Here is a 21,693-nt window from a genome sequence, read left to right as displayed (position 1 = left end):
ATGAACAAGACGCATCTGAGTTACCTCGATACACGGGAAGAATCCAAACCATCGGTGCTCTTTCTGCACGGTTTTATGGGGAACGCCAATGATTGGAGCGATCTGGCAGGTGGACTGTCCGATCGATTCAGGACAATCGCAGTCGATCTCCCTGGACATGGCCAGAGTCTCCGTTTGGCAGAGGACTCGTATGCGATAGATGGATGTGCTGATGAGTTGATTGCTCTACTCGACCAACTGGAGTTGCAGAAAGTCGACCTGGTCGGTTATTCGATGGGCGGTAGGATTGCCCTTTATTTGGCAGTACATTATCCGGATCGTGTGGAGAAGTTGGTTCTTGAGTCAGCAACGGCCGGTCTCAAAGAGAAGTCTGCTCGATTAGAACGGATAGCGCAGGATGAGGAGAAAGCTGCGCTACTGGAGAAGGAGCCGTTTGCGCAATTTCTTACTGACTGGTATCAGCAGCCGCTTTTTTCATCAGTCGGTGAACGCCCGGAGTTGATGGAACGCCTTCTGGTAATGCGCCAAGCTAACGACCCACTGGAACTGGCGCGCTCACTTCGATCGATGGGAACCGGTCGGATGGGACCGCTTTGGGATGCACTTGATTCACTCACTGTCCCGACCATTTGCCTGGCGGGAGAACGTGATCCGAAATTTGCTGCGCTGGCACGACAGATGGCGGTAGCTATCCCGAATTGTCACGCCCAGATCATACCGGAGGCCGGACATATCGTCCATCTGGAGCAGCCGCAGACATATATTGCACGAGTATCGTCATTTCTTTCAGCATAAGAGGAGTTTATGATCGCAATCAACTGGCAGGCAGCCGGGACATTTACTGATATTCTCTATCACAAGGCGGAAGGGATCGCAAAGATCACGATCAATCGGCCCGAAGTTCGCAATGCCTTTCGTCCGTTGACTGTTATTGAAATGTCGCAGGCACTGGCCGATGCGCGCGAGGATGAATCGATAGGTGTGGTGATCCTGACCGGCGCGGGAGAGAAAGCGTTCTGTTCGGGCGGCGATCAGAAGATCAGGGGAGATGCAGGCTATAAAGATGCCAAAGGGGTGAATCGGCTCAATGTGCTTGATTTCCAGAGGCAGATGCGGACCTGTCCTAAGCCGATCATCGCTATGGTCGCCGGTTATGCGATCGGCGGCGGTCATGTTCTTCATATGATGTGTGATCTGACAGTCGCTGCGGAAAACGCGATATTTGGTCAGACCGGCCCCAAGGTCGGGTCATTTGATGGCGGCTACGGTGCAAGTTACATGGCGCGATTGGTCGGTCAGAAGAAGGCCCGCGAGATCTGGTTCCTCTGCCGTCAGTATAATGCGCAACAGGCGCTTCAGATGGGTCTGGTGAATACTGTTGTGCCGCTCGATCAACTGGAAGCGGAGACCGTCCAGTGGTGCCGCGAGATATTGGCCAACTCGCCGCTCGCGATCCGTTGCCTCAAAGCGGCGCTCAACGCCGACTGCGATGGACAGGCCGGATTGCAGGAATTGGCCGGTAATGCCACGTTGCTTTATTACATGTCCGAAGAAGCGCAGGAAGGTCGCGACGCATTTGTCCAGAAGCGGAAACCGAATTTTGGCAAATTCCCACGCCGCCCCTGATCCAATATGACCAGTTCCACACCAACAGGATTCAAAGTCTGGCTATTGGCCGCTCGCCCCAAAACGCTTTGGGCGTCAGTTTCGCCGATCCTTATCGGCATTGCCATGGCTTACGAAGCGGGGAAGGGGGATCTGCTTTCAGCGGCCGCAGCGCTGCTGGCGGGTGTAATGCTGCAGGTAGCCGCCAATTTCGCCAATGACTATATCGACCACGCCAAAGGGATCGACCGACCTGACCGCCTGGGTCCGCTCCGAGTCACGCAAGCCGGTCTGATTTCGCCTTCGGCCATGAAGTTCGCCACAGCGCTGGTCTTACTGGTCGCGTTTCTCCTCGGAGTATTTCTGGTCTATCGTGCCGGCTGGCCTGTTGTGGTGATCGGATTATCCTCTATCCTGTTTGCATTGCTGTATACCGCCGGGCCATACCCACTCGGATATCATGGGTGGGGAGATCTGTTTGCTTTCGTGTTTTTTGGGCCGGTCGCTACTGCCGGGACTTACTATGTACAGGCCCTTGCGCTGTCAAACGAGGTCATCATCGCCGGATGTGCACCCGGGCTTTTTTCGGTTGCCATCCTGACGGTCAATAACCTGCGAGATATCGAGAGCGACGCACGCGCCGGGCGAAAGACGCTGGCCGTCCGGTTCGGAAGGCAGTTCGCCCAGAACGAATATCTGCTTTCGGTGGTATTGGCGACTGCGGCCATTCCGATCTATCTCACTCTCGCCGTTCCCGGAAAGCCACAACTCATGATTGCCGCACTGAGTGTTATCGCGGCGATACCAGTAGTCAAGTCGGTCAGACGAGACAGCGGCCCAGTGTTGAATGAAACGCTTGCCGCCACCGGCAAACTGGAATTGATGTATGCTATACTCTTTTCGATCGGATGGCTGCTGTGATAATCTCCTCTTGTTCGCTCTTTACTTATCGGCTTCCTCTGAGTAGGGAGCTCACACTTAAGCAAGAATCGCTGATCGAACGAGAAGGGTTGTTGCTTCGGCTGGTTGATGTCTCAGGGCATATTGGTTGGGGGGAGATCGCACCACTTCCCGGATTCAGTAGTGAATCGCTAACCGAGGCAAAGGCACAGGCCACAACTCTGGCGGGCAGTCTTGTCAGACGGGATCTTCCGGAAACGATTTTTGATCTTCGCAGATCGATGGGGCGCCATGGCGGCAGTCTCCTGCCGTCTGTACGGTGCGGGTTTGAGGCTGCGGCATTGCATTTGGCTGCCGAGAGAGAACAACGGGCAATCTCTTTCACGCCCAATCCACATGACAAGAGCTCCGTTCCGCTGAATGCCCTCTTATCCGGCGACGAAGCCGACATCCTGGAGAAAGCGACCCTATTAGTCAGCCAGGGTTACCGAGCCGTGAAACTGAAAGTCGGAAGACAGTCGCTGGAGGCGGATATCGCACTCACTTATCGTCTTCATGCTCGCCTGAACGGCCGAGCCACACTGCGACTTGATGCAAATCGAGCGTGGTCATTTGACCAGGCGATGGAATTTGCCAAAGCAGTGGAGATTCTACCGCTCGAATATGTCGAGGAACCGCTAATGGATCCTTCCGGTCTGGCGGAACTGGCCAAAGCCTGGAAGCTTCCTCTCGCGTTGGATGAAAGCCTGATCGATCTCCCCCCGGAAAAGTTGTATCACTTCGTTGGTCTGAAAGCACTCATCCTCAAACCGATGCTGCTGGGTGGATTTGTTGCCGCACTGGATTGGGCGAAGTGGGGAAGACGTCGCGATCTTATCAGTATGGTCAGTTCTTCGTTTGAGTCATCTGTGGGCCTGATGTTGCTGGGGCATTTCGCCGCACAGCTTTCTCCCGATATTCCCTGTGGCCTGGATACATCGGACTGGTTCGTAGAGAACCTTCTGGAACGCCCATTGCCGACGCAATCCGGTTCGCTTCAACTGGATCGCACGGTCACCCTGCCAGATGGCATTCTTCTTGATAAATTGACTGAGGTGAAGCGTGGCTGATTTCGCCGTGGAGTTGGTTACGCGCGAGCGTCATTTCTCCGCCGAAGAGTCCGCGAGGCATGTCGGAGTGGTAGCCGCTAATTTGCAGCGGCGGTCAATTCCCCCCGGTGAAAGAGTGGCTCTGCTTGCCCGACCAACCAGCCTGACGGTATTTGCAATTCTTGGATTACTTCGATCAGGTCTGATCGTTTTTCCCCTGAATCCCAAACTCCCCCAATCGGTGCAACGCGATCTTATGGCGCGCTTTGCTTGCAAAGCGGTCATTGTTGAAGCAGCAGAATCAGATCGGTTTCCCAATATTGAGACGATATCAGCGGAGTCACTCCTTAGCGAATCGTCCGCCGTGGCTGTTGCGTCAGATCTTTCCGAAAACAGGCCAGCGGTGATTGTCGCTACCTCGGGTTCAACCGGCCAGCCTAAAGGGGTCTTGCTGACCTATGACAACCTTCGATTTAATGCGCTCGGCTCGAATGAGAATCTGCCGTTTTGGCGAGATGATCGATGGTTGCTTTCACTGCCTCTGTTTCATGTCGGCGGGTTGGGAATTCTCTTTCGGGCAATGGTCGGTAGCGGATGCGTTGCGATTCCGGAAGATGGCGAAACGCTCGTTGAATCCTGCGCTCGCCTGTCTGTAACACACCTCTCATTGGTGCCGACTCAGCTTCTGCGTCTTCTCGATGATCTGGAATCAACCGGAAGCCGCATGCAGGGACTGAAAGCGATCCTTCTGGGAGGAAGCCCACTCCCTGCCGATCTGGTCGCACGTACCCGCACTCATCACCTTCCGATTTTCACAAGTTATGGCATGACCGAAATGGGTTCACAGGTCACCACGACCAAGCCTGGAGAACCGAGCGATAAGTTGATGACTTCGGGAAGGATTCTTCGATATCGAGAAATTCGTGTCGATGGATCCGGCGAGATTCTGGTTCGCGGCGAGACACTTTTTGCCGGTTACCTGACGGAGAAAGGCCATGAGCTTCCTCTTGATGCCGATGGGTGGTTCCATACCGGAGATATCGGGAGTATCGACTCCGATGGATACCTGACCGTAGTGGGGCGCCGTGACAACATGTTTATCTCCGGAGGAGAAAATATCTATCCGGAGGAGATCGAGGCAGTCATTCGCGAGTGTCAGGGAGTGGAGGAAGTGGTGGTGGTGCCGGTTCGTTCTGTGCAATGGGGGGACCGTCCTGCCGCTTTCATTCGTATGACCACTGGATCCAAGATCGATATCTCATTGCTCAAAGATGTCATGTCCGAACGACTGCCGAAGTACAAATTCCCAGAGCACTTCCTCGAATGGCCCACAGATCTGCAGTCAAGTCTTAAGCCGAGTCGACCCTATTTTGCCGCGCTTGCCCGGGAGATGATCAGGCGGTTGCCGCAATAGCTGCCAGCTTCGTTCTCAGATCGGGGAGCAAGGTCAGAGTTTGACCGGTACGTTTGTCGACGAGAACATGCACAGTCTTAACTGATCCAACCGGCTCATTTCCATCGCGGAGCAAACGATATGTGAGCGTGAAGGAAGTGTCGCCGACCCGCTCCGCTGTTACCTGAATAGTGATCTTATCTCCGGTACTGAGGGCGGCGCCATAGTCCGCTTCCGCGTGAACTATCGGCAGAAGATACTGTGAGGTCCGCAATAGCGGAGCGAACGGATAGCCTATTGACTCCATAAAGCTTTCATAGGCATCGTGTGCCAGCTTAAACTGGTCAGCGAAAAAGAGTAAGCCGGCGGCATCGGTATGATGTAAACGTATGGTGGTCTGGTGAATGAACATAACCTCTCCGTCGAATTTCGTTCCACAAACGGGCCAGATCTGCGTATATTAGCCAACCAAAAAGAGAATGACCCTCGGTCGATACGCGCCAATATAGGAGAAGATATGACACCAACGCAACCCTCAAGGATGCTTCGCCTGGCCCTCGTGGTCATGGCCGGCATCCTCTGTTTCGGCCTGATCGCTCAGGCACAAACCGGGCAGTTGAAGCAACGCTCCGAGATCGATCCGCAATATCAGTGGAAGCTGGCGGATATGTATCCTTCGGTCGAGGCATGGGAGAGAGATTTTGAATTTCTGAAGGCAAACTACTCCCGGCTCGATCAATTCCGGGGCCGTCTCACGTCATCGCCGGAAACCCTGCATGCCGCCTTCAAACTTCGCGACAGCCTTTCGCTGATCTCAGACAATCTGTATGTATATGCCAACCTGAAGTTGGATGAGGATAATCGGGTCAGCGAAAGCCAGGAGCGCGGCGACCGTATCTCCAGCCTCAATGCCCAATTGGGCGAAGCGTCATCCTATTTCGAACCAGAGATATTGGCGATGGATGATGCCACCCTGACCGGTTTCGTTGGTTCCCCTGCCTTGGCCGAATACGCCTTTTATTTGAAGTCCCTGATCCGCAGCAAAGAACACATTCTTTCGGATAAGGAAGAAGCACTGCTTGCGGCGGCCGCGCCGGTAAGCGGGGCGTTTTCGCGAATTTTTAATATGATCAACGATGCCGATATCAACTACGGCACGATCATTGATGAAAACGGCAACGAGGTGGAGCTGTCCAAGGGGCGCTATTCGAATATGCTGGAATCCTCGGATCGCCGAGTCCGACGTGATGCCAATCAGGCATACAATAAGGCATATCTCAAGTATGTGAATTCGCTGAGTGCCACCCTGGCATCCTCGGTCAAGAAGGACCATTGGCTGGCCAAGACCCGCAAGTATCCGACCTGTCTCGACATGTCACTGGACCCGAATGCCATTCCAACCTCCGTTTTCTACAAGATAATCGAAGCGGTGAATGCAAATCTCACGCCTTTGCATAAGTGGGCGTCACTGCGCAAGAGAATGATGGGGATCGACACACTCTATCCGTATGACCTCTGGGTTCCGCTCGTCAAGGAGGGCCAGAAGAAATACGAATATGAAGAGGCAGTCGATATTATCACGCGCGGATTGCAGCCAATGGGGAAGATATACATGGCTGACTTCTCCAAAGGGCTGTCCTCCGGATGGGTCGATGTGTACGAAACGGAAGGAAAAGGTTCCGGCGCCTACCAGTGGGGAACGTACAGTTCTCACCCGTACCTGCTGATGAATTACTCAGGCTCGATGGAGGATGTGTTTACGCTTGCCCACGAGATGGGGCATGCCATGCATTCCTTCTACACCAATCAGCATGAGCCGTATCAGTACAGCAACCACTACCTTTTTACCGCGGAGGTTGCTTCGACCTGCAATGAGGCGGTCCTCATCAAATACATGCTGGAGAAGACCAAGGATAAGCAGGAAAAGATCAATCTGCTGAACTACTACATCACCCAGATCATCGGCACGTTCTATACCCAGGTATGGTTCTCCGAATTCGAACTGGCAATTCACAAGCGTGTGGAAGAAGGCGGTGCGCTGTCGGCCGATTACTTCCGTCAGACCTATCGCGAGATCTACCAAAAGTACTGGGGCCCGGAGCTGGTGATCGACTCGTTAAACGATGTTGGCGGTTTGCGGATCAGCCACTTCTATCGGCAATATTACGTTTATCAGTATGCGACCTGCTATGCGGCCGCCCAAATGATCTCACAGCGCATTCTGGAGAAACAGAAAGGCGCGCTGGAGCAGTATCAGCAATTCCTGAACACCGGTAGCTCGATGTATCCGGTCGACGTGCTCAAAGCCGCCGGCGTTGACATGACGACCACGGAACCGGTCGACCGAACGATCAAACTGTTTGGATCGCTGGTTGATCAACTGGAGAAGCTGCTCATGGAGCAGAATGCCCCCGCCAAGGGAAAGAAGGGGTGATTCAGGCGATTCTGCAGGGAATCAAATAGCAAAAAAGGGCCGGATTGCCGGCCCTTTTTCTTTGATGTCTGCGCGGCTCCCCGTTCCATATACAACTTGACAACATGGGCCAATATACTATATATTACTCACAGTCTACCGCGGCCTCACCCGAGGGTACTGCCTGAGAACAGATCTCAGCGCACCGTCTGTCATATCGTCAATATCGGAACAACAAACTGACCAGTTTCAAGAGACTGTGAGGTCCTATGAATCGTCTGTCATCTTTCCATTGCGCAGTGCTGCTGGCAATCGTCCTGCTTGTCCCCGGCAGCCTCTTCGCCACCATCCACAATATTACGATGAGCGGCACTTCGTTCACTCCCTCCACTGTTAATGTCAATCACAGCGACACGGTTCGCTGGACGCTGGTGAGCGGTGTTCACAATACCGTTTCCTACCCTGCTTCCGCCAAAACGTGGAACTCGGGAACAATGTCGACGGCCGGGCAGACCTTTCAGATCGTCATCCTCCCGGCTGATGGCCCTGGTCCATTTCCGTACCGATGTACTTTTCACGAGACTTTCGGCATGACCGGAACCATCAATGTCATCGTCGCCGATAGTGACGGTGACGGCGTCGCCGATCCGGTGGACAATTGCCCGAGCGTTCCGAATCCACTGCAGGAAGATAATGACATGGACACCAAGGGGAATGCCTGCGACAACTGCATCAATCAGGTCAACCCCGGACAGGAAGATGCTGATCTTGACGGTATCGGAGACATTTGCGACGGCGACGATGACAATGACGGTGTGCTCGACCCGAGCGACAACTGTCCTTTCGTCAACAATCCCGGTCAGGAAGACAATGATCTCGATGGAATGGGCGATGCCTGTGACATCGATGATGACGACGACGGAGTTCTTGATGTGGCGGACAACTGTCCATTTGTCGATAATCCGAGTCAGGTCAATACTGACGGCGACCTGCTGGGAGATGCCTGCGACCCCGACGATGACAACGATGGAGTGTTGGATCCGAGCGATAACTGCCCGTTGTTGAGTAATGTCAGCCAGCAGGATGATGATGGCGACCTGGTGGGGAATCCCTGTGACAATTGTCCGGTCGACCCCAATCCACTGCAGGAAGATACCGACCAGGATGGGATCGGCGATGTTTGTGATCTTGGCTGCTGCACCGGCACTACCGGTAATGTCAATGAATCAGTCAGTGAAACTCCAGACCTCTCTGATCTGTCGCTCTTGATCTCGTATCTGACAACCACACCCCGACCTGCGCTCCCATGCCCGGAAGAGGCGAATGTGAATGCGTCGACCGCCGGTGCTCCGCCCCATGTCGATCTGTCCGACCTGTCACTGTTGATCTCCTATCTAACAGTAACTCCGCGACCGACTTTGCCTAATTGCCCGTGATCTTCAGGAATATCAGGTTTTGTGAAAACGGCCACCCGAATCGGGTAGCCGTTTTTGCTGGGACTGCTATGGCGATGACGAATTAAGGCTTTGGCTTCAGAACGAAATTGATATTCTCAACCGAGGAACCAGATTCCGATGGCAGGACATCAAATTCCAACGATGGCGGTTCCGCAATGTAGCCGTATCGATCCAACTGCTCCGGATCGAGATAGGCGCGATAATGCCCCGGGATCAGGCCGAGATAATAGAACTGCCCGCTGCTGAACGAGACGATATCGATCGCAACATCCTTACCGACATTCAACAGCTTGAGGCGCATCCCGCCAACACCAATATTGCCGCCCGGCGTTTCACGCTCGACCACTCCGCTCAAATCAGCCGCCATCACGACGGGAACATCAACGGAGGTCACTACATTCGGATTGACCGATACCCGGTAATTTTCAAATGCGGGTTTCAGCATTGGGTTGTCCAAACTGGTCGGGTCGATCGAGATTGTGTATGAATCGTACGGTCGCAAATTTTCGTAATAATAGAGATCGCCGCGAGGGACCGGTCTTCCGCCGGTACCGACGAGCTTTGCTTTCAATCCGGGGAGGAACTCCTCGCCTTCGTTCGGAACGCCGTCATTGTTGAGGTCGAGGAATGGCCGTACCACGGCCGAACCGTAGCCGATCCCGTTGCGGCGGTCGAATCTGATCTTCCCGGCCGCGCGATCCCAGCGGATCGATCCGCGCTGCATCTGGTTCATCGAGTAAGATTTGTTTGAATAAGCTGCCCGCGTGGAGAATGCGGCGACCGAATTGAAGAAGTTCAGGTTCAACATTACCGTATTGGTCTTGTACAGCGGCGAGTGTTCATAGGAGAGGCTGACTTGCCCTGTCTTGAAAACACGCCGGGTCAGGTATACGCCGAACCGGGAGAATTCATTTACATCATGATCGAAGTCGATTCGGAACTGCGGACGCAACCAACTGAGCAGGTCGGTCGACAACAACATCTGGCTGACCATGGAGGTCGCCGCTCGGTTCGGGTAGATCGTCCGTTTGTAACGACCAATGTAATTTGCGTACATACGCAGAAATGAGGCCGTCGCGCCGTAGTTCATGGAGAGCGCCGTGAAATCCGAATAGGAGTCGTAGGATGCATTGTAACGGAGACCCAGATAGCGCTGGCCGATTTTGATCGGCAGGGACATCGATCCGGTGATGGACTGTTCCTGCATTCCGGGATTACGGAAGAGGTTCTTTTCGTACTTGGTGTAAGTCAGGTTGGTATTCAGGAAATTCGGCATTGCGTAGTTGGCACCAAACTGCATCTGATATCCGGGGGAGATGGAGGCGTTCGCAATGACCGACCCGGCCACCTGAACTGTCGCCTCGGTCGAAAAGAGCGGCTCTTCGCCGATATCTGATTTGAGGGGAAGGTCCGCTCCGGCTCCCAGAGTCAGGAAATTGAAAACGCCGTAGTAGGCTGTCGGCTGCGAATAGTAGCGGCTGGTATCAGCGGACGCATCCTTACCGAAAGCCATCGAATACTCAAGTCTGTTTTTTGGAATGAGATTGTAAGGAACGCGCAGATGCCGTTCTTCTGTCAGGATCTCGCCGCTGGGACCATACATTTTAAGAGTGATGTCCGACGATCCATACACGACGTCGACATCAAAATGGTACTTGCCGGTTGCATCGGCTTCGGCAAAATCGAGCAACCGACCATCCACATAGAGCTCGACTTCCCATCCCTCTTCCAGTTGTCCCTCGAGTACGATCGTCTGAAAGTACTGACGTTGCACTTGCGGAGTGTTGGTCAGCAAGGCGCCTTCTAATGAACGGGAGAGGAGGCCGCCGGGGTTCACGGTTCCTAATTCTGCCTGGGTGAGGAAGGGATTGTCACCGAGCGAATAGTGCCAGCGATAATGGAGCTGATCCGAATCGAACCCACGACTAGTATTGCCCGAACCGGAGACTGTCAGATCTCCACCCAGGATCATAGAGCCGAGGGCCATATCCAGATAATGTCCGCCGCCACCGATCGGATTTGAAGAAAGCGTCCAATCGGTGACACCACCGGAGAACAGCTCACGGCCTCTTTCAACCGACTTCACATCTTTGAGGGAAGCAACCTGCTTCTGCAGTTTTTCACGAGCCTGTTTTCTCTTCAATTTCTGCCAGGCCGGAAAACTTTCATTTAGCGGCAAAAGAATGCGCAACATCGAAAAATCGAACGTCATCTCCAGCCCGAACAGTCGACCGAATTGGTCGATCCGCAGGTAGAGCTGGCCGTTGTCGTACATGAATTCAGTTCGATCGAGCGGGAATTCTTTCTTATTGACGATCGCTTTGCTTTCGGTGGGGCGAAGTTCGTACCTGTCGTTCTTGTTGAGAAGGAATCCCTGGAGTTTGGTTCGATCCGCATCGGGGCCGATGTTGATATCGAGGAGTCCGAAGACTTCGACTACCGGAACGTAAAGGGTCTTGCCATCATATCGCACGAAGAGATCGTGGCCCAGAAGTCGAGGGACCTCGAAACTGACCGTGATCTCTTCATACGGTGTCTGACCGGACACCGGCAGTGGAAGAAACGCGAGTGCGATGGCGAACGCCATCGCGATGTAGCCTGTATACTTTGTGCGCATGGGCATCCTGCCCCGGGGCCTTGGCCCCATATCCTATTGACGGCCGGATCGCTCCGGCCGGTCGTTACTCCTTCATTACTGAATGTCTACTGTCGAATAGACCTTGTTACCGGGGATCATATCTTCCGGGGCGATATCCGTTCTCCCCTCAGTCGTGATTCCCAGTTCGATCTTGTATTTTCCAGGTGCGCTGATAGGGAATTCGATCTTGCGCTTGAGTTCGCGATAGACCGCAATATCCGTCTGTTGACGTGCCAGTTCCTTCTGATCGGCATCGAGCAAACGAGCAGTCAGCACGCCCACGTAAGATGCATTTCCCTTATTGGCCAAGTCGACCATGACATAGACCGTGCTGTCCGTCTGAATCGCCTGGGTGTTGGTTAACGCAACTTCGGTTCCCAGTTCCCCGGTACGATACTTCAGCATGATCGCTGTTTGCATGATCATGTTCAGTTTGGTCGTGATAGCGTCGGGCTCAGTTGCAGTCGGGATCTTGGTATCACCATCTTTTGAGCGAACCACGATCCGTGCCCAGTATTCGCCGGCGGGAAGATCCTTGGGTGGATTGGCGACGAATCGGACCACCTGAGTGCCATTCGGCGGAATGACGATCTGACGCGGAAACGCCTTTACCCACTCGACGGCCGAGCGAGGATCGGTGATGTTCGAGTCCTGGAGCATGACGGTCACATTCCCCTGGCTGTCGGAGACCGGCAGACCATAGGCAAAACTGATCGTTACTTCCTGCGGAGTAGTCCCCGTATTGTTGATATCAAGCCGCGCCGTCCGGTTCTTGTCATTAACGAACACGACAGTCGGAGCGACCAGGACACCCGCTACTATATTAGTGGAGAAGACCAGGAAGAAGATCAGGACCCAAAGCAAACCCCATCCCGGACGCGAGTCGGACGATGGGGTTGAATCTGTCTTTGCCATTTAAACCATCCTATGTATTCAAGTCAGTTTTCACAAACGCTCCGGCAATCCATGTCGGACGCGCAAACCAGAATCGGCTCAGCTACCAGTGTAGGAGACCGTCAGCACGATATCGGCTGAATAAGCGCCCGCTGTCTGATTGACAGTCGGAATCACTTCGCCGCCAAGAAAGATCTGAGCAGCGCCAGCGGCACCAATGGCAGTACCGGTCAAGTTACGCGGGCTGGTATTCAGCGTCGCGCCAAGTCCGGGAGCCGAAGGAGTCGAAGGAGCAGCAGCCGCGAGCACTGAAAATGTCGCGTCAGTCAGGCTGAAAGTGATCGGCATACGGTCGGAACCGTCGGCCAGAGCTACGAAGTCCGGGAGCTGGAAGTAGCAGGCGATATTTGCGCTCGGCGCGCCGGCGATCGAAAAGATCCCGGAGTTAGCGTCGGACGTTTCATCCTGTACTTTCGGCACACCCTGGTAGACGTTGCCAAAGTCCAAGGCCTGCGTTGCAGCTACCTGCAAAATCGCGAGGACCTGAGCTGTGGCCTGACCAGTAGAGACATCCTGCGCCTGTACTAATGACGGAGCGCCGACTGTCGCTACGAGTGCGACTACTACCAAGCACCGGACAAGGTGTGATAGGTACCTGTTCATGTCATCTCCTTGCAATCGGGAAATCCCCTTTTATCCAATTTCTAGTTACTGTTTACATTCGTTTTTGTTAGCCGTCTGATCAGGAGCCGGTATAGGCGACTGTCAGCACGATATCCGCCGCATAGCTTCCCGCCGTCTGATTAATGGTCGGGATCACTTTGCCGCCGAGGAAGATCTTCGACGTTCCAGCCGCACCCATGGCCGTACCGGTCAAGTTACGCGGATTGGCGTTGGCGGTAGCACCGGCACCGGGAGCACTCGGAGTTCCGGCGACCTGAACACTGAACGCAGCGTCTGTAGCGCTGAACACGATCGGCATCCGGTCGGAACCATCCGACAATGCTACATAGTCCGGGAGTTGGATATAGCAGGCGATCGCCGAGCTTGCCTGTCCGGTGATGGTAAAAATACCGGAACTGGCATCCGAGGTTTCATCCTGAACTTTGGCGACTCCCTGATAGACGTTGCCGAAATCCAAGGCCTGCGTTGCGGTTACCGACAGTACCGCCAGAACAGTGGCGGTTGCCTGTCCAACTGCGACATCCTGTGACATGGCTGGCGTAGTTCCGAGGAGGATCAACAGCATCAATGCTGCCGCCACCGCGGTCATCCGTCTCAGCCAGTTGGGCATGCTCTTCATACGATACTCACTTCCCTGTTCATCAAGTGTGCATAGGCATGTTCGTTAATCGAACTCCTATGGCTGTTAAATCGTCAGACAGTTCAGAAACTTAACAGCCCGTTTCCAAAAAAATCGCAGTCTGCAATGGTTAGCGGGGGGTAAGTCGGGCTTTGGTATAGGGGAGAGTCCAGTCCCAGACGAGGGATAGCCGGCAATTTGCAATGTCACTGCCAGTATTAACCGATTGATAAGGATGGGATTAGCTAAACAAAACGAGGGCTCGGTGAGCCCTCGTTCGCATTCGAAAACTGTTGTGGGAGAATCAGGTACCGGTATAAGCTACCGTACAAATAACATCCCCTGAATATGCCCCCGCCGTCTGATTGACTGATGGCGTGACCCGTCCGCCAAGAAATATCTGGGCGAATCCGCCTGCGCCGACTGACGTGCCCGCCAACGTCCGCGGGTTCTGATCAAGCAACGCACCAGCACCCGGAGCTGCCGGCGTCGATGGCGCCGCGGCATCCAGGAATGAGTAGGTTGCATCGGTGGTGCTGAAGGCAATCGACATCCGGTCAGAGCCATCTGCCAGAGCGAGATACTCCGGCAACTGAAGATAGACCGAGATGTTGGCGTTGGCAGAACCGTTGATCGTGAAAATGCCTGAATTGAGATCCGAGGTCTCATCCTGGGATTTGGCTACTCCCTGGAAGACGTTGCCGAAATCGAGAGGTTGCGTCGCCACGACGGATAGTGAGGCGAGCACGTTGGCGATGGCGAGGCCATTCGCTACTTCCTGTCCCTGAACCGGGGTCGCGATCATCCCGAACAGCAGCAGGCCGCTTAGCACAAGTAGTGCCCGGGTCGGTCTGGTACGCATGTTCAACTCCCTGCGGGTTCCCCCGCTCTGTTTAGTCGTAAATGTTCCTACTTAAGGGAATCGGAATGAGTGCAATTGAAGGACAGGAATTTCAGCCATTTTCCCTATGAAAACGACCAGATTGAAGGAGATTTGAACAGCTAATTTCCGGTGTATTCCGCCCTGATCTGGATCAGGCCAGTATAGCTGCCTGGTTTTTGACCAAGGGATGGAACAACTGTGGCGCCGAGCCATATAGTCAGGCCATTACTTCCCAGTCGGTAGGTGATCGGCTGCCAGGGATTGAGGTTATTATAGCCCGGATTGGATTGATTTGGAGTGGCGCTGGAGTCCATGGCGCAATCGGTGTCGGAGATGATCACGTTCATGTTGAATCCCCCCATGTTGATATAGGTCGGGAGGCTCAAGAAAGTGATAAGTACTTCGTCGCCGGCATTCCCGGAAACATGAAATTCGGCCGCCGCTCCCGCGGCATGTTTGGAGATCACCTTGGGCGCTCCGGGGAACACATTCCCGAACGCCAGATTATTCACCAACGAAACATCGATCGCCTGAGCTTCGGCCATTGACGGCAGAAGCAATAGCGCCACGACGAAGATCGACAGCAGAGTCAGTTTTTGCCAGAGAGGTATCATCGACCGTAACCTACCGGCGGTCCCTGATGAAATCAAGATTGAACTGGAGGGTCAATTGTCGGAGTAAATGACAGTCAGCACCACCGGATGTTCACTCTTTCGGGAGGCCAACAACTCGGTGACATCCAACATTGAAATCACATGTTCGGCGCGGGAGAGATCAAGTTCAAGCGGAGATCCATCCAGCAAGAGGATTGGATTACCTCGGGGAATATACAGGAATGTACGTGTACCAAGACGAGCGACGACTGGGTTGCGCTCGGAATCCCCCTGCTCCTTGATCTCAAGCATTCCCAGTGGCTGGATGACGGTCGCAGTCGCGGAGATACGATCTGACGACGCTAGGTCTGTCGCATTAAGCGACATCACCAGGCCGAAAATTGTAAGAGCGAATAGCCAAACGAAAAGAGATCTCATGCCGGGTATCAGTCCATACAGGTTGGTACCCTCTCAAATTAGCATGAGGCCGCAATCTGTCAAGCCCTCTTAGAGGGAATGACGACCGGTCGGCCGGGAACTGTGCACCGAACGAACAGCTCAACTACCGGTATATGCCACCGTCAGCAATATCTCCGCGCTGTAGTCACCGCCGGTTTGCGAAACACGAGGATAGACCGTTCCGCCGATCCAAACCGTCATCATCCCGCCACCGCCGATCCGTCGGACCGAGGGTCCGTTCGGGTTGAGCGTACCTGTTGGAGTGCTCTGGTTTCCGGTTCCGTCGCTGAAAGCGACATCGGTCGCGCTGAAGTCAATTCTCATCGCGCCAAGACTGTCGACTGTCCGCATCGTGTCGGGCAACGTGAAATCCATGGTCAACTCGGCGGACGAAGTCCCGGTGATCTCCCACTCTCCCGCAAAGCCGATCGTGGCTTTGTCGACGGACTTGGTGACGCCAGGCGTCACTGTCCCAAACTGCAAATTATTGGTACCGACAATCGAAAGCGACGAGACCACAGTGGCCAGCGCCTGGATTGCGGCACGTTCCTGCGCCATGACATTCCCACCACCGATCACCAGAACGGCGATCACCAGCAGGATCAGGCGATTGATGAATGAGCGCATTGCTCCTCCCAATCGTTTCAGAGTTTTCCTGACAGGATGACAATGCAAGGCCAATGCCACTTCAGGCAGATACGCTTATCGTGTTGCTCGATAATGGATTAGGTGGTGTTATTCGTCGCCAGATGGGAGTTGTCCGGAGAGTGGGGTATGGGGAGATGCCAATATTCTCAGCCACCTAAAGAAACGGTCCGCCCTGCCGATAGCTCTAGTGGAGGCTGTTCAAAGAGTGAACAGACAAAAGCTATGGAACGGCGAATACTACTTTTGATTGTCTGTCTGAGCGCGTTGGTGACGACCGCGACTGCGCAGTCGCTTGTCTGGTCGAAACATTACGGCGGCTATTTTAACGAAGGTGGCTATGGATGTCAGACCACGGCCGATGGCGGCTATGTGGCGATCGGCTCCACCTATTCATTTGGCTCCGGCGACCATGATCTCTATATCATCAGGCTTGATTCTCTCGGCGACACACTCTGGGCGAAAACCGCCGGAGGGACCGGGACCGATTACGGCCGCGATCTTCAGGTAACAGCGGACAACGGTTTTCTCTGCGTCGGATCTACTACGTCATCTGGCGCCGGCGGCGGCGACCTTTTGCTGGTCAAGTACAATCAGTACGGAGATCAGCTCTGGAGCAAAACGATCGGTGGCACTGCCGCTGATGAAGGCTGGTCGATCCGTGCCACGAGCGACTCAAATTACATCATCTGCGGCACGACCAGTTCTACCGGTGCGGGCTATGCAGATCTCTGGCTGGTCAAGGTCGACGAGTCAGGAAATCTTCTTTGGAGCAAGACCTTCGGAGGAGTCGGGGGAGAGTCCGGCATGGCAGTGCGGGAAACCTGGGATGGGTATGTCGCGATCGGCTCAACTGGTTCATTCGGTACCGGCTACAGTAGTATCTACATGGTGAAAACCTCCTTCGATGGCGACTCACTCTGGGCAATTTCGCTCGGCGGGTCGCGCGCAGATTATGGATATTCATTGGAGATCACACCCGAATTTGGATTACTCGTGGTCGGAGCTACCAATTCATATGGCCTCGGCTACAATGATGCCTACGTGATCAAAACAACCGCCGGGGGGACAGTGGAATGGGAACGGACATTTGGCGGGACGCGCGATGATCGTGCTTATGCTGTTAGCTACACCGCCGACGGTAATTATGTGATCACTGGCACAACCGAATCATCGGGTGCGGGAGGGTCGGATATCTACGTGTTGAAAATCGACCCACTCGGTCAGCAACTCTGGTCCACAACTCAGGGCGGCACTCAATCCGATTACTGTCGTTCGATCTGTGTTGATTCAAAAGGCAACTATCTGTTGGCTGGATATACCTATTCGTACTCAATTGGCGGCTCGGATCTTTATCTGGCCACCCTGGTCGGCGACCAGGCGACGCCGGTGGAAGATGACCCGGTTACCGGACTTCCGTTCGGATATGTCCTCGATCAAAACTACCCCAACCCCTTTAATGCGGGAACCACGATAGAATACGCCTTGCCGCGTCGGGCCGAGATCGGTCTGGCGATCTATAACCTGCTCGGACAGGTGGTGAAGCGGTGGCCTTTGGAATCACAGCCGGCTGGCCATTATCGGGTATTCTGGGATGGCCGCACCGATGACGGGCATGATCTGGCTTCCGGAGTCTATTTCTTCCGTCTGGAGGCGGTCGAATTCCACTCCGTCCGTAAACTGGTTCTATTGAAATGAAATTTCATTTGCCGTTGCGAAATGTGAATATCACCATTCCCGCACCATAATCCACTTGATTTTCTCGATCATTCGGTGGTTTCTTGGAACTGTCAATTTCGACAATCCGTTAAACTGACAATGAGAACAATCGCAATAAACTGAAGGAGTTTTGAAATGATGATATCTGAGAAGATGGCCGCGCGCCTGAACGAACAAGTGAACCATGAGTTCTTTAATGCCTGGACCTATTTCTCCATGGCGTACTGGTTTGAGAATGCCGGCCTGACCGTATTCGCGAAGTTCTTCCACAAGCAGGCTGAAGAAGAGCAGGGACATGGCAAGAAGATCGCCAAGTACCTGATCGATCAGGGAGCGCACGTTCGTCTGGCATCGCTTCCCGCTCCGGTCGTCGACTTTAAGTCGGCCAAAGAGATTGTTGACTCTTTTGTGCAGCTTGAGATCAAGACCACCAAGATGGTGCACGAGATAGTCGACATGGCCGCCAAAGAAAATGACCACGCCACCCGCAATTTCATCGACTGGAAAGTTGATGAGCAGGTGGAAGAGGTCGCCTCGGCCAATGAGCTTGCCCAGATGGTCCGTTATGCGGAGACCCCCGGCCAGCTGATGATGCTGGAAGGACGCGTCTACCACATGCTGGAAAGCTGAGGTCATTCGATCACAGATCAAAGCGGTCGCCTGATTTTCAGTCGACCGCTTTTTGTTGAGTACAAAGACTGTCGGATCAAGCCATGTCCAAACAGAACATTCTCGGAATTGACATCGGGGGGAGTTTTCTCAAGTCGGCGCCGGTCGATATTCTGACAGGCACGCTGATAGCCGAACCATTCAAAGTCTCCACCCCTTCCTGCGCTGAACCGGTACAACTTGTCAGTGTCATTCTCCAATTGATGCAGCATTTCGACTGGACCAGTCAAATCGGTATCGGTTTTCCCGGAGTGGTCCGCGATGGCATCGTGCGGACAGCAATTCATCTGCATCCTGATTGGGTGGGGCTGAATATCAGAGCGTTGCTGAAACCACTCGCCAGAACCGACGTCTCGGTGCTGAATGATGCTGATGCTGCCGGACTCGCCGAGATGGCCTTTGGTGCAGGACGCGATGAACCAACGCGAAGCGATGGCACTACGCTATTGATCACGCTTGGCACGGGAATCGGCTCGGCGCTGTTTCGTCATCGACGGCTTATCCCCAATACCGAATTCGGACATATCTATCTGGAGAGTGGGGAAGAAGCCGAAGCAGTTGCCTCAGCGTCACTTCGACCGAAACTAAATCTCTCATGGGAAGAATTCGGACAGCGGGTCGATCGATATCTGAGATATGTCGACAGGCTGGTTGCGCCAGATCTGATTATCGTGGGTGGGGGAGTCAGCGAGGAGTGGGAGAAGTTCTCGCCATACCTGTCAAATCTCGAGCGCATTCGTCCAGCTCGCTTTGGGAATAATGCTGGGCTGATCGGTGCGGCATTATATCGGGACTATATCTCGCTCGGCGACTAGCTATCGACAATTCAAGACACAAAAAGGAGCTGCTCAGGTATTCCTGAACAGCTCTTTTCATATCATCGTTTTCTATCAACGATTGAGACCAAGGATATCCAGTGCAAACGCAACCTGGAACGCATAATCCTTCAATCTGCCATAGCGGCCGGATTCACCGAAATGGCCCGTCCCCATGTGGGTCCGCAATAACAGTCGATTATTGTCAGTCTTGGTAGCCCGGAATTTGGCGGCGAACTTCGCCGGCTCCCAGTACATCACGCGAGGATCATTTATTCCTCCCGTGATCAGCAGATTGGGGTACTCTGTTGCCTGGATATTATCATACGGTGAGTAGGACCGCATGTATTGATAGTCGATCGAATCGCGCGGATTCCCCCATTCCTCAAACTCCTGGACTGTCAGCGGGAGATTCTCATCCAGCATCGTATTGATCACATCAACAAATGGCACATCGGCGATCGCAACTTTGAATAAGTCAGGACGCATTGTCACGACCGCTCCGATCAAGAGGCCACCTGCGGAGCCGCCGCTGATCACCAGTCTGTCCGATGAGGTATATTTGGCGCCTATCAGATGCTCTGCCGACGCGATGAAGTCGGTGAAGGAATTCCTTTTCTTTGCAAGTTTGCCGTCATAGTACCACTGCCGCCCCATTTCCGAGCCGCCCCGGATATTAGCTTCGGCGTAGATCATTCCGCGATCGAGCAGGCTGAACTGATTCGCGGAGAAATACGGTTCAGTGTTGATGCCGTACGCGCCATACGCGTAGAGCCAGAGCGGCGCCTTGCCGTCGCGGATCATCCCCTTCTTGTACATGATCGTGATCGGGATCATGACGCCATCAGATGCGCGCGCAAAGATCCGCTCCATCTGGTATTGCGATGGATCGTATCCGCCCAGTATCTCGGTCTGCTTTTTCAGTGTTTTGGTGCGAGTCTTCATGTCGTAATCATAGACCGTTTTGGGGGTCAGCATTGACGAGTAGGCGAAGCGGAAGACATCGGTCGAGAAATCGTAGTTTTCATCGGGGAACAGCGCATAGGCCGGCTCATCAAACGCGATAAAATGCGACTCGCCGGTGGTCAGATCCCATATCCGTAAATGGGGGAGTCCATTAAACCATTCGTCCGCCACCAGCCAGTTAGAGAACAGATCGAGTTTGGTTATGAAGATGGAATCGACGTACGGCACGAAATCTTTCCAGTTCGCCATCGATGGGTCGCTGGTCGGCGCGGTCACGATCTTGAAATTGAGCGCCTGGTCATTGGTCAGGATATAGAACTTGTCTCCCTGGTGATCAACTGAGTATTCATGATCGTCACGTCGGGGAGTTATCACCTTGAATGTGCCGTTTGGTGTATTGGCATCAAGATACCGGATCTCAGTAGTCGTCAAACTGGACGACTCCAGGAACAGATACTGATTGCTACGGCTCCGTTTGATTGACAGCTCAAACGAGCTATCCGCCTCATGGTACACCATCACATCATTTTTAGGATCTGCACCCAGCGTATGACGGAAGAGCTTGTATGGTCTCGCCACACCATCCTGTACAATGTAAAAGAGAGTCTTGTTGTCGTTGGCCCAGGCGAAATCATAGTAGGTCATGGGGATTCGCTCGGGGTAGATCTTACCGGTCGCCAGATCCTTGATCTGTATGTCAAACTGTTCGCTTCCGGCGGTATCAACCCCGAACGCGATCAACGAATGATCCGGGCTGTCTTCCCATTTGGAGACAGCAAAATACTGGTATGGTTTGGCCAACTCATTTTCATCGAGGACGACCTCTTCCTGACTATCCACTGAACCCTTCTTGCGGCAGTGGATCCCATACGGCTTGCCTGCCTCCGTACGGGTATAGTAGAAGTATCCATCATGTGAGGCTGGGACAGAGGCATCATTTTCTTTGATCCGTCCGAGCATCTCGGAGAAGAGTTGCTGCTGGAGCTTTTCGGTCGGCCGCATCATCAGCATCGTGTAATTGTTTTCGTCCTCAAGATACTTCATAACTTCGGGGCTCTCTTTGTCGCGAAGCCAGTAGTAATTATCCACGCGTACATCGCCAAACATCGAATCCACTTTGGGTATGATCCTGGCCATGGGGGGCTGATGTTCCTGCGCGGCTGCCGTCAGTGAGGCGACAACCAAGAACAGTGCTACCGTCAGCAGCCTCGTGAATCGTGAGTTTTTCATATATCCTCTTCCTGAACGAAATC

Annotated in this window: 20 protein-coding genes; 10 read left to right on the top strand and 10 right to left on the bottom strand. The window is 53.7% G+C overall.

Features of this window, described 5'->3' with window-relative positions; all coding sequences use genetic code 11:
• From menH to menE, 5 genes are read left to right on the top strand one after another with little or no spacing between them, the layout of a single operon-like run.
• Complete coding sequence (menH, locus tag IPH75_12775) at positions 1-795, top strand: 2-succinyl-6-hydroxy-2,4-cyclohexadiene-1-carboxylate synthase (GenBank protein ID MBK7142945.1); 795 nt, start codon at positions 1-3, stop codon at positions 793-795.
• Between the two features lie 9 nt (positions 796-804).
• Positions 805-1,626: a 1,4-dihydroxy-2-naphthoyl-CoA synthase gene (menB, locus tag IPH75_12770; GenBank protein ID MBK7142944.1), complete on the top strand. Its 822-nt coding sequence runs from the start codon at positions 805-807 to the stop codon at positions 1,624-1,626.
• Positions 1,627-1,632: 6 nt separating this feature from the next.
• Positions 1,633-2,526 (top strand): 1,4-dihydroxy-2-naphthoate polyprenyltransferase, encoded by an 894-nt coding sequence (locus tag IPH75_12765; protein ID MBK7142943.1) that lies wholly within the window; start codon positions 1,633-1,635, stop codon positions 2,524-2,526.
• Positions 2,514-3,614, top strand: a complete 1,101-nt coding sequence (gene menC / locus IPH75_12760; protein ID MBK7142942.1) for an o-succinylbenzoate synthase — start codon at positions 2,514-2,516, stop codon at positions 3,612-3,614. Before IPH75_12765 ends, menC begins: the two co-directional genes overlap by 13 nt.
• Positions 3,607-5,007 carry an o-succinylbenzoate--CoA ligase gene (menE, locus tag IPH75_12755; GenBank protein MBK7142941.1) on the top strand — a complete coding sequence of 467 codons (1,401 nt, stop codon included), beginning with the start codon at positions 3,607-3,609 and terminating at the stop codon, positions 5,005-5,007. The genes menC and menE overlap by 8 nt, the downstream gene beginning before the upstream one ends.
• Here menE and IPH75_12750 read toward each other — a convergent pair.
• On the bottom strand, positions 4,988-5,398 hold the full coding sequence (locus IPH75_12750) for an acyl-CoA thioesterase (GenBank protein MBK7142940.1): 411 nt from the start codon (positions 5,396-5,398) through the stop codon (positions 4,988-4,990). The two genes, menE and IPH75_12750, sit on opposite strands and share 20 nt — an antisense overlap.
• 105 nt (positions 5,399-5,503) lie before the next feature.
• On the opposite strand from IPH75_12750, the gene pepF reads away from it, so the two are divergent.
• Positions 5,504-7,420 carry an oligoendopeptidase F gene (gene pepF, locus IPH75_12745; GenBank protein MBK7142939.1) on the top strand — a complete coding sequence of 639 codons (1,917 nt, stop codon included), beginning with the start codon at positions 5,504-5,506 and terminating at the stop codon, positions 7,418-7,420.
• Positions 7,421-7,668: 248 nt separating this feature from the next.
• Complete coding sequence (locus IPH75_12740) at positions 7,669-8,835, top strand: thrombospondin type 3 repeat-containing protein (GenBank protein ID MBK7142938.1); 1,167 nt, start codon at positions 7,669-7,671, stop codon at positions 8,833-8,835.
• Positions 8,836-8,917: 82 nt separating this feature from the next.
• Here the strand turns inward: IPH75_12740 and IPH75_12735 are convergent, their stop codons facing one another.
• The 8 genes from IPH75_12735 to IPH75_12700 all read right to left on the bottom strand — a co-directional run bounded on the left by IPH75_12735 (position 8,918) and on the right by IPH75_12700 (position 16,253).
• Entirely contained in the window at positions 8,918-11,473 is a 2,556-nt protein-coding gene (locus tag IPH75_12735) for a hypothetical protein (protein ID MBK7142937.1), read from the bottom strand.
• A gap of 75 nt (positions 11,474-11,548) precedes the next feature.
• Positions 11,549-12,409, bottom strand: coding sequence for a molecular chaperone (locus IPH75_12730; GenBank protein ID MBK7142936.1), 861 nt, complete (start codon positions 12,407-12,409; stop codon positions 11,549-11,551).
• Positions 12,410-12,487: 78 nt separating this feature from the next.
• Complete coding sequence (locus IPH75_12725; protein MBK7142935.1) at positions 12,488-13,051, bottom strand: hypothetical protein; 564 nt, start codon at positions 13,049-13,051, stop codon at positions 12,488-12,490.
• Positions 13,052-13,130: 79 nt separating this feature from the next.
• Positions 13,131-13,682: a hypothetical protein gene (locus tag IPH75_12720; protein ID MBK7142934.1), complete on the bottom strand. Its 552-nt coding sequence runs from the start codon at positions 13,680-13,682 to the stop codon at positions 13,131-13,133.
• 313 nt (positions 13,683-13,995) lie between these two features.
• Positions 13,996-14,553 (bottom strand): hypothetical protein, encoded by a 558-nt coding sequence (locus tag IPH75_12715; GenBank protein MBK7142933.1) that lies wholly within the window; start codon positions 14,551-14,553, stop codon positions 13,996-13,998.
• 140 nt (positions 14,554-14,693) lie between these two features.
• Positions 14,694-15,188 (bottom strand): DUF4402 domain-containing protein, encoded by a 495-nt coding sequence (locus IPH75_12710; GenBank protein ID MBK7142932.1) that lies wholly within the window; start codon positions 15,186-15,188, stop codon positions 14,694-14,696.
• A gap of 51 nt (positions 15,189-15,239) precedes the next feature.
• Positions 15,240-15,605, bottom strand: a complete 366-nt coding sequence (locus IPH75_12705) for a hypothetical protein (protein ID MBK7142931.1) — start codon at positions 15,603-15,605, stop codon at positions 15,240-15,242.
• Positions 15,606-15,725: 120 nt separating this feature from the next.
• Entirely contained in the window at positions 15,726-16,253 is a 528-nt protein-coding gene (locus tag IPH75_12700) for a DUF4402 domain-containing protein (protein ID MBK7142930.1), read from the bottom strand.
• Positions 16,254-16,496: 243 nt separating this feature from the next.
• On the opposite strand from IPH75_12700, the gene IPH75_12695 reads away from it, so the two are divergent.
• The 3 genes from IPH75_12695 (at position 16,497) to IPH75_12685 (ending at position 19,474) form a co-directional block, all read left to right on the top strand.
• Positions 16,497-17,969 (top strand): T9SS type A sorting domain-containing protein, encoded by a 1,473-nt coding sequence (locus IPH75_12695; protein ID MBK7142929.1) that lies wholly within the window; start codon positions 16,497-16,499, stop codon positions 17,967-17,969.
• 156 nt (positions 17,970-18,125) lie between these two features.
• Positions 18,126-18,620, top strand: coding sequence for a ferritin (locus tag IPH75_12690; protein ID MBK7142928.1), 495 nt, complete (start codon positions 18,126-18,128; stop codon positions 18,618-18,620).
• An 83-nt stretch (positions 18,621-18,703) separates the two neighbouring features.
• Positions 18,704-19,474 (top strand): ROK family protein, encoded by a 771-nt coding sequence (locus tag IPH75_12685; protein ID MBK7142927.1) that lies wholly within the window; start codon positions 18,704-18,706, stop codon positions 19,472-19,474.
• 75 nt (positions 19,475-19,549) lie between these two features.
• Here IPH75_12685 and IPH75_12680 read toward each other — a convergent pair whose 3' ends face one another.
• A complete protein-coding gene (locus IPH75_12680) occupies positions 19,550-21,670 on the bottom strand; it encodes a S9 family peptidase (protein MBK7142926.1) in 2,121 nt (706 codons plus the stop codon).
• Between the last annotated feature and the right edge of the window lie 23 nt (positions 21,671-21,693).

This window comes from bacterium (assembly GCA_016708025.1).
Classification (GTDB): Bacteria; Zixibacteria; MSB-5A5; order GN15; family FEB-12; genus FEB-12.
This window is presented reverse-complemented; position numbering and strand designations above follow the sequence as displayed.

Coding starts and splice junctions, on each gene's coding strand:
- menH (MBK7142945.1), top strand. CDS start 1: ATGAACAAGACGCATCTGAGTTACCTCGATACACGGGAAGAATCCAAA.
- menB (MBK7142944.1), top strand. CDS start 805: ATGATCGCAATCAACTGGCAGGCAGCCGGGACATTTACTGATATTCTC.
- IPH75_12765 (MBK7142943.1), top strand. CDS start 1,633: ATGACCAGTTCCACACCAACAGGATTCAAAGTCTGGCTATTGGCCGCT.
- menC (MBK7142942.1), top strand. CDS start 2,514: ATGGCTGCTGTGATAATCTCCTCTTGTTCGCTCTTTACTTATCGGCTT.
- IPH75_12750 (MBK7142940.1), bottom strand. CDS start 5,398: ATGTTCATTCACCAGACCACCATACGTTTACATCATACCGATGCCGCC.
- pepF (MBK7142939.1), top strand. CDS start 5,504: ATGACACCAACGCAACCCTCAAGGATGCTTCGCCTGGCCCTCGTGGTC.
- IPH75_12740 (MBK7142938.1), top strand. CDS start 7,669: ATGAATCGTCTGTCATCTTTCCATTGCGCAGTGCTGCTGGCAATCGTC.
- IPH75_12735 (MBK7142937.1), bottom strand. CDS start 11,473: ATGCGCACAAAGTATACAGGCTACATCGCGATGGCGTTCGCCATCGCA.
- IPH75_12730 (MBK7142936.1), bottom strand. CDS start 12,409: ATGGCAAAGACAGATTCAACCCCATCGTCCGACTCGCGTCCGGGATGG.
- IPH75_12725 (MBK7142935.1), bottom strand. CDS start 13,051: ATGAACAGGTACCTATCACACCTTGTCCGGTGCTTGGTAGTAGTCGCA.
- IPH75_12720 (MBK7142934.1), bottom strand. CDS start 13,682: ATGCCCAACTGGCTGAGACGGATGACCGCGGTGGCGGCAGCATTGATG.
- IPH75_12715 (MBK7142933.1), bottom strand. CDS start 14,553: ATGCGTACCAGACCGACCCGGGCACTACTTGTGCTAAGCGGCCTGCTG.
- IPH75_12710 (MBK7142932.1), bottom strand. CDS start 15,188: ATGATACCTCTCTGGCAAAAACTGACTCTGCTGTCGATCTTCGTCGTG.
- IPH75_12705 (MBK7142931.1), bottom strand. CDS start 15,605: ATGAGATCTCTTTTCGTTTGGCTATTCGCTCTTACAATTTTCGGCCTG.
- IPH75_12700 (MBK7142930.1), bottom strand. CDS start 16,253: ATGCGCTCATTCATCAATCGCCTGATCCTGCTGGTGATCGCCGTTCTG.
- IPH75_12695 (MBK7142929.1), top strand. CDS start 16,497: ATGGAACGGCGAATACTACTTTTGATTGTCTGTCTGAGCGCGTTGGTG.
- IPH75_12690 (MBK7142928.1), top strand. CDS start 18,126: ATGATGATATCTGAGAAGATGGCCGCGCGCCTGAACGAACAAGTGAAC.
- IPH75_12685 (MBK7142927.1), top strand. CDS start 18,704: ATGTCCAAACAGAACATTCTCGGAATTGACATCGGGGGGAGTTTTCTC.
- IPH75_12680 (MBK7142926.1), bottom strand. CDS start 21,670: ATGAAAAACTCACGATTCACGAGGCTGCTGACGGTAGCACTGTTCTTG.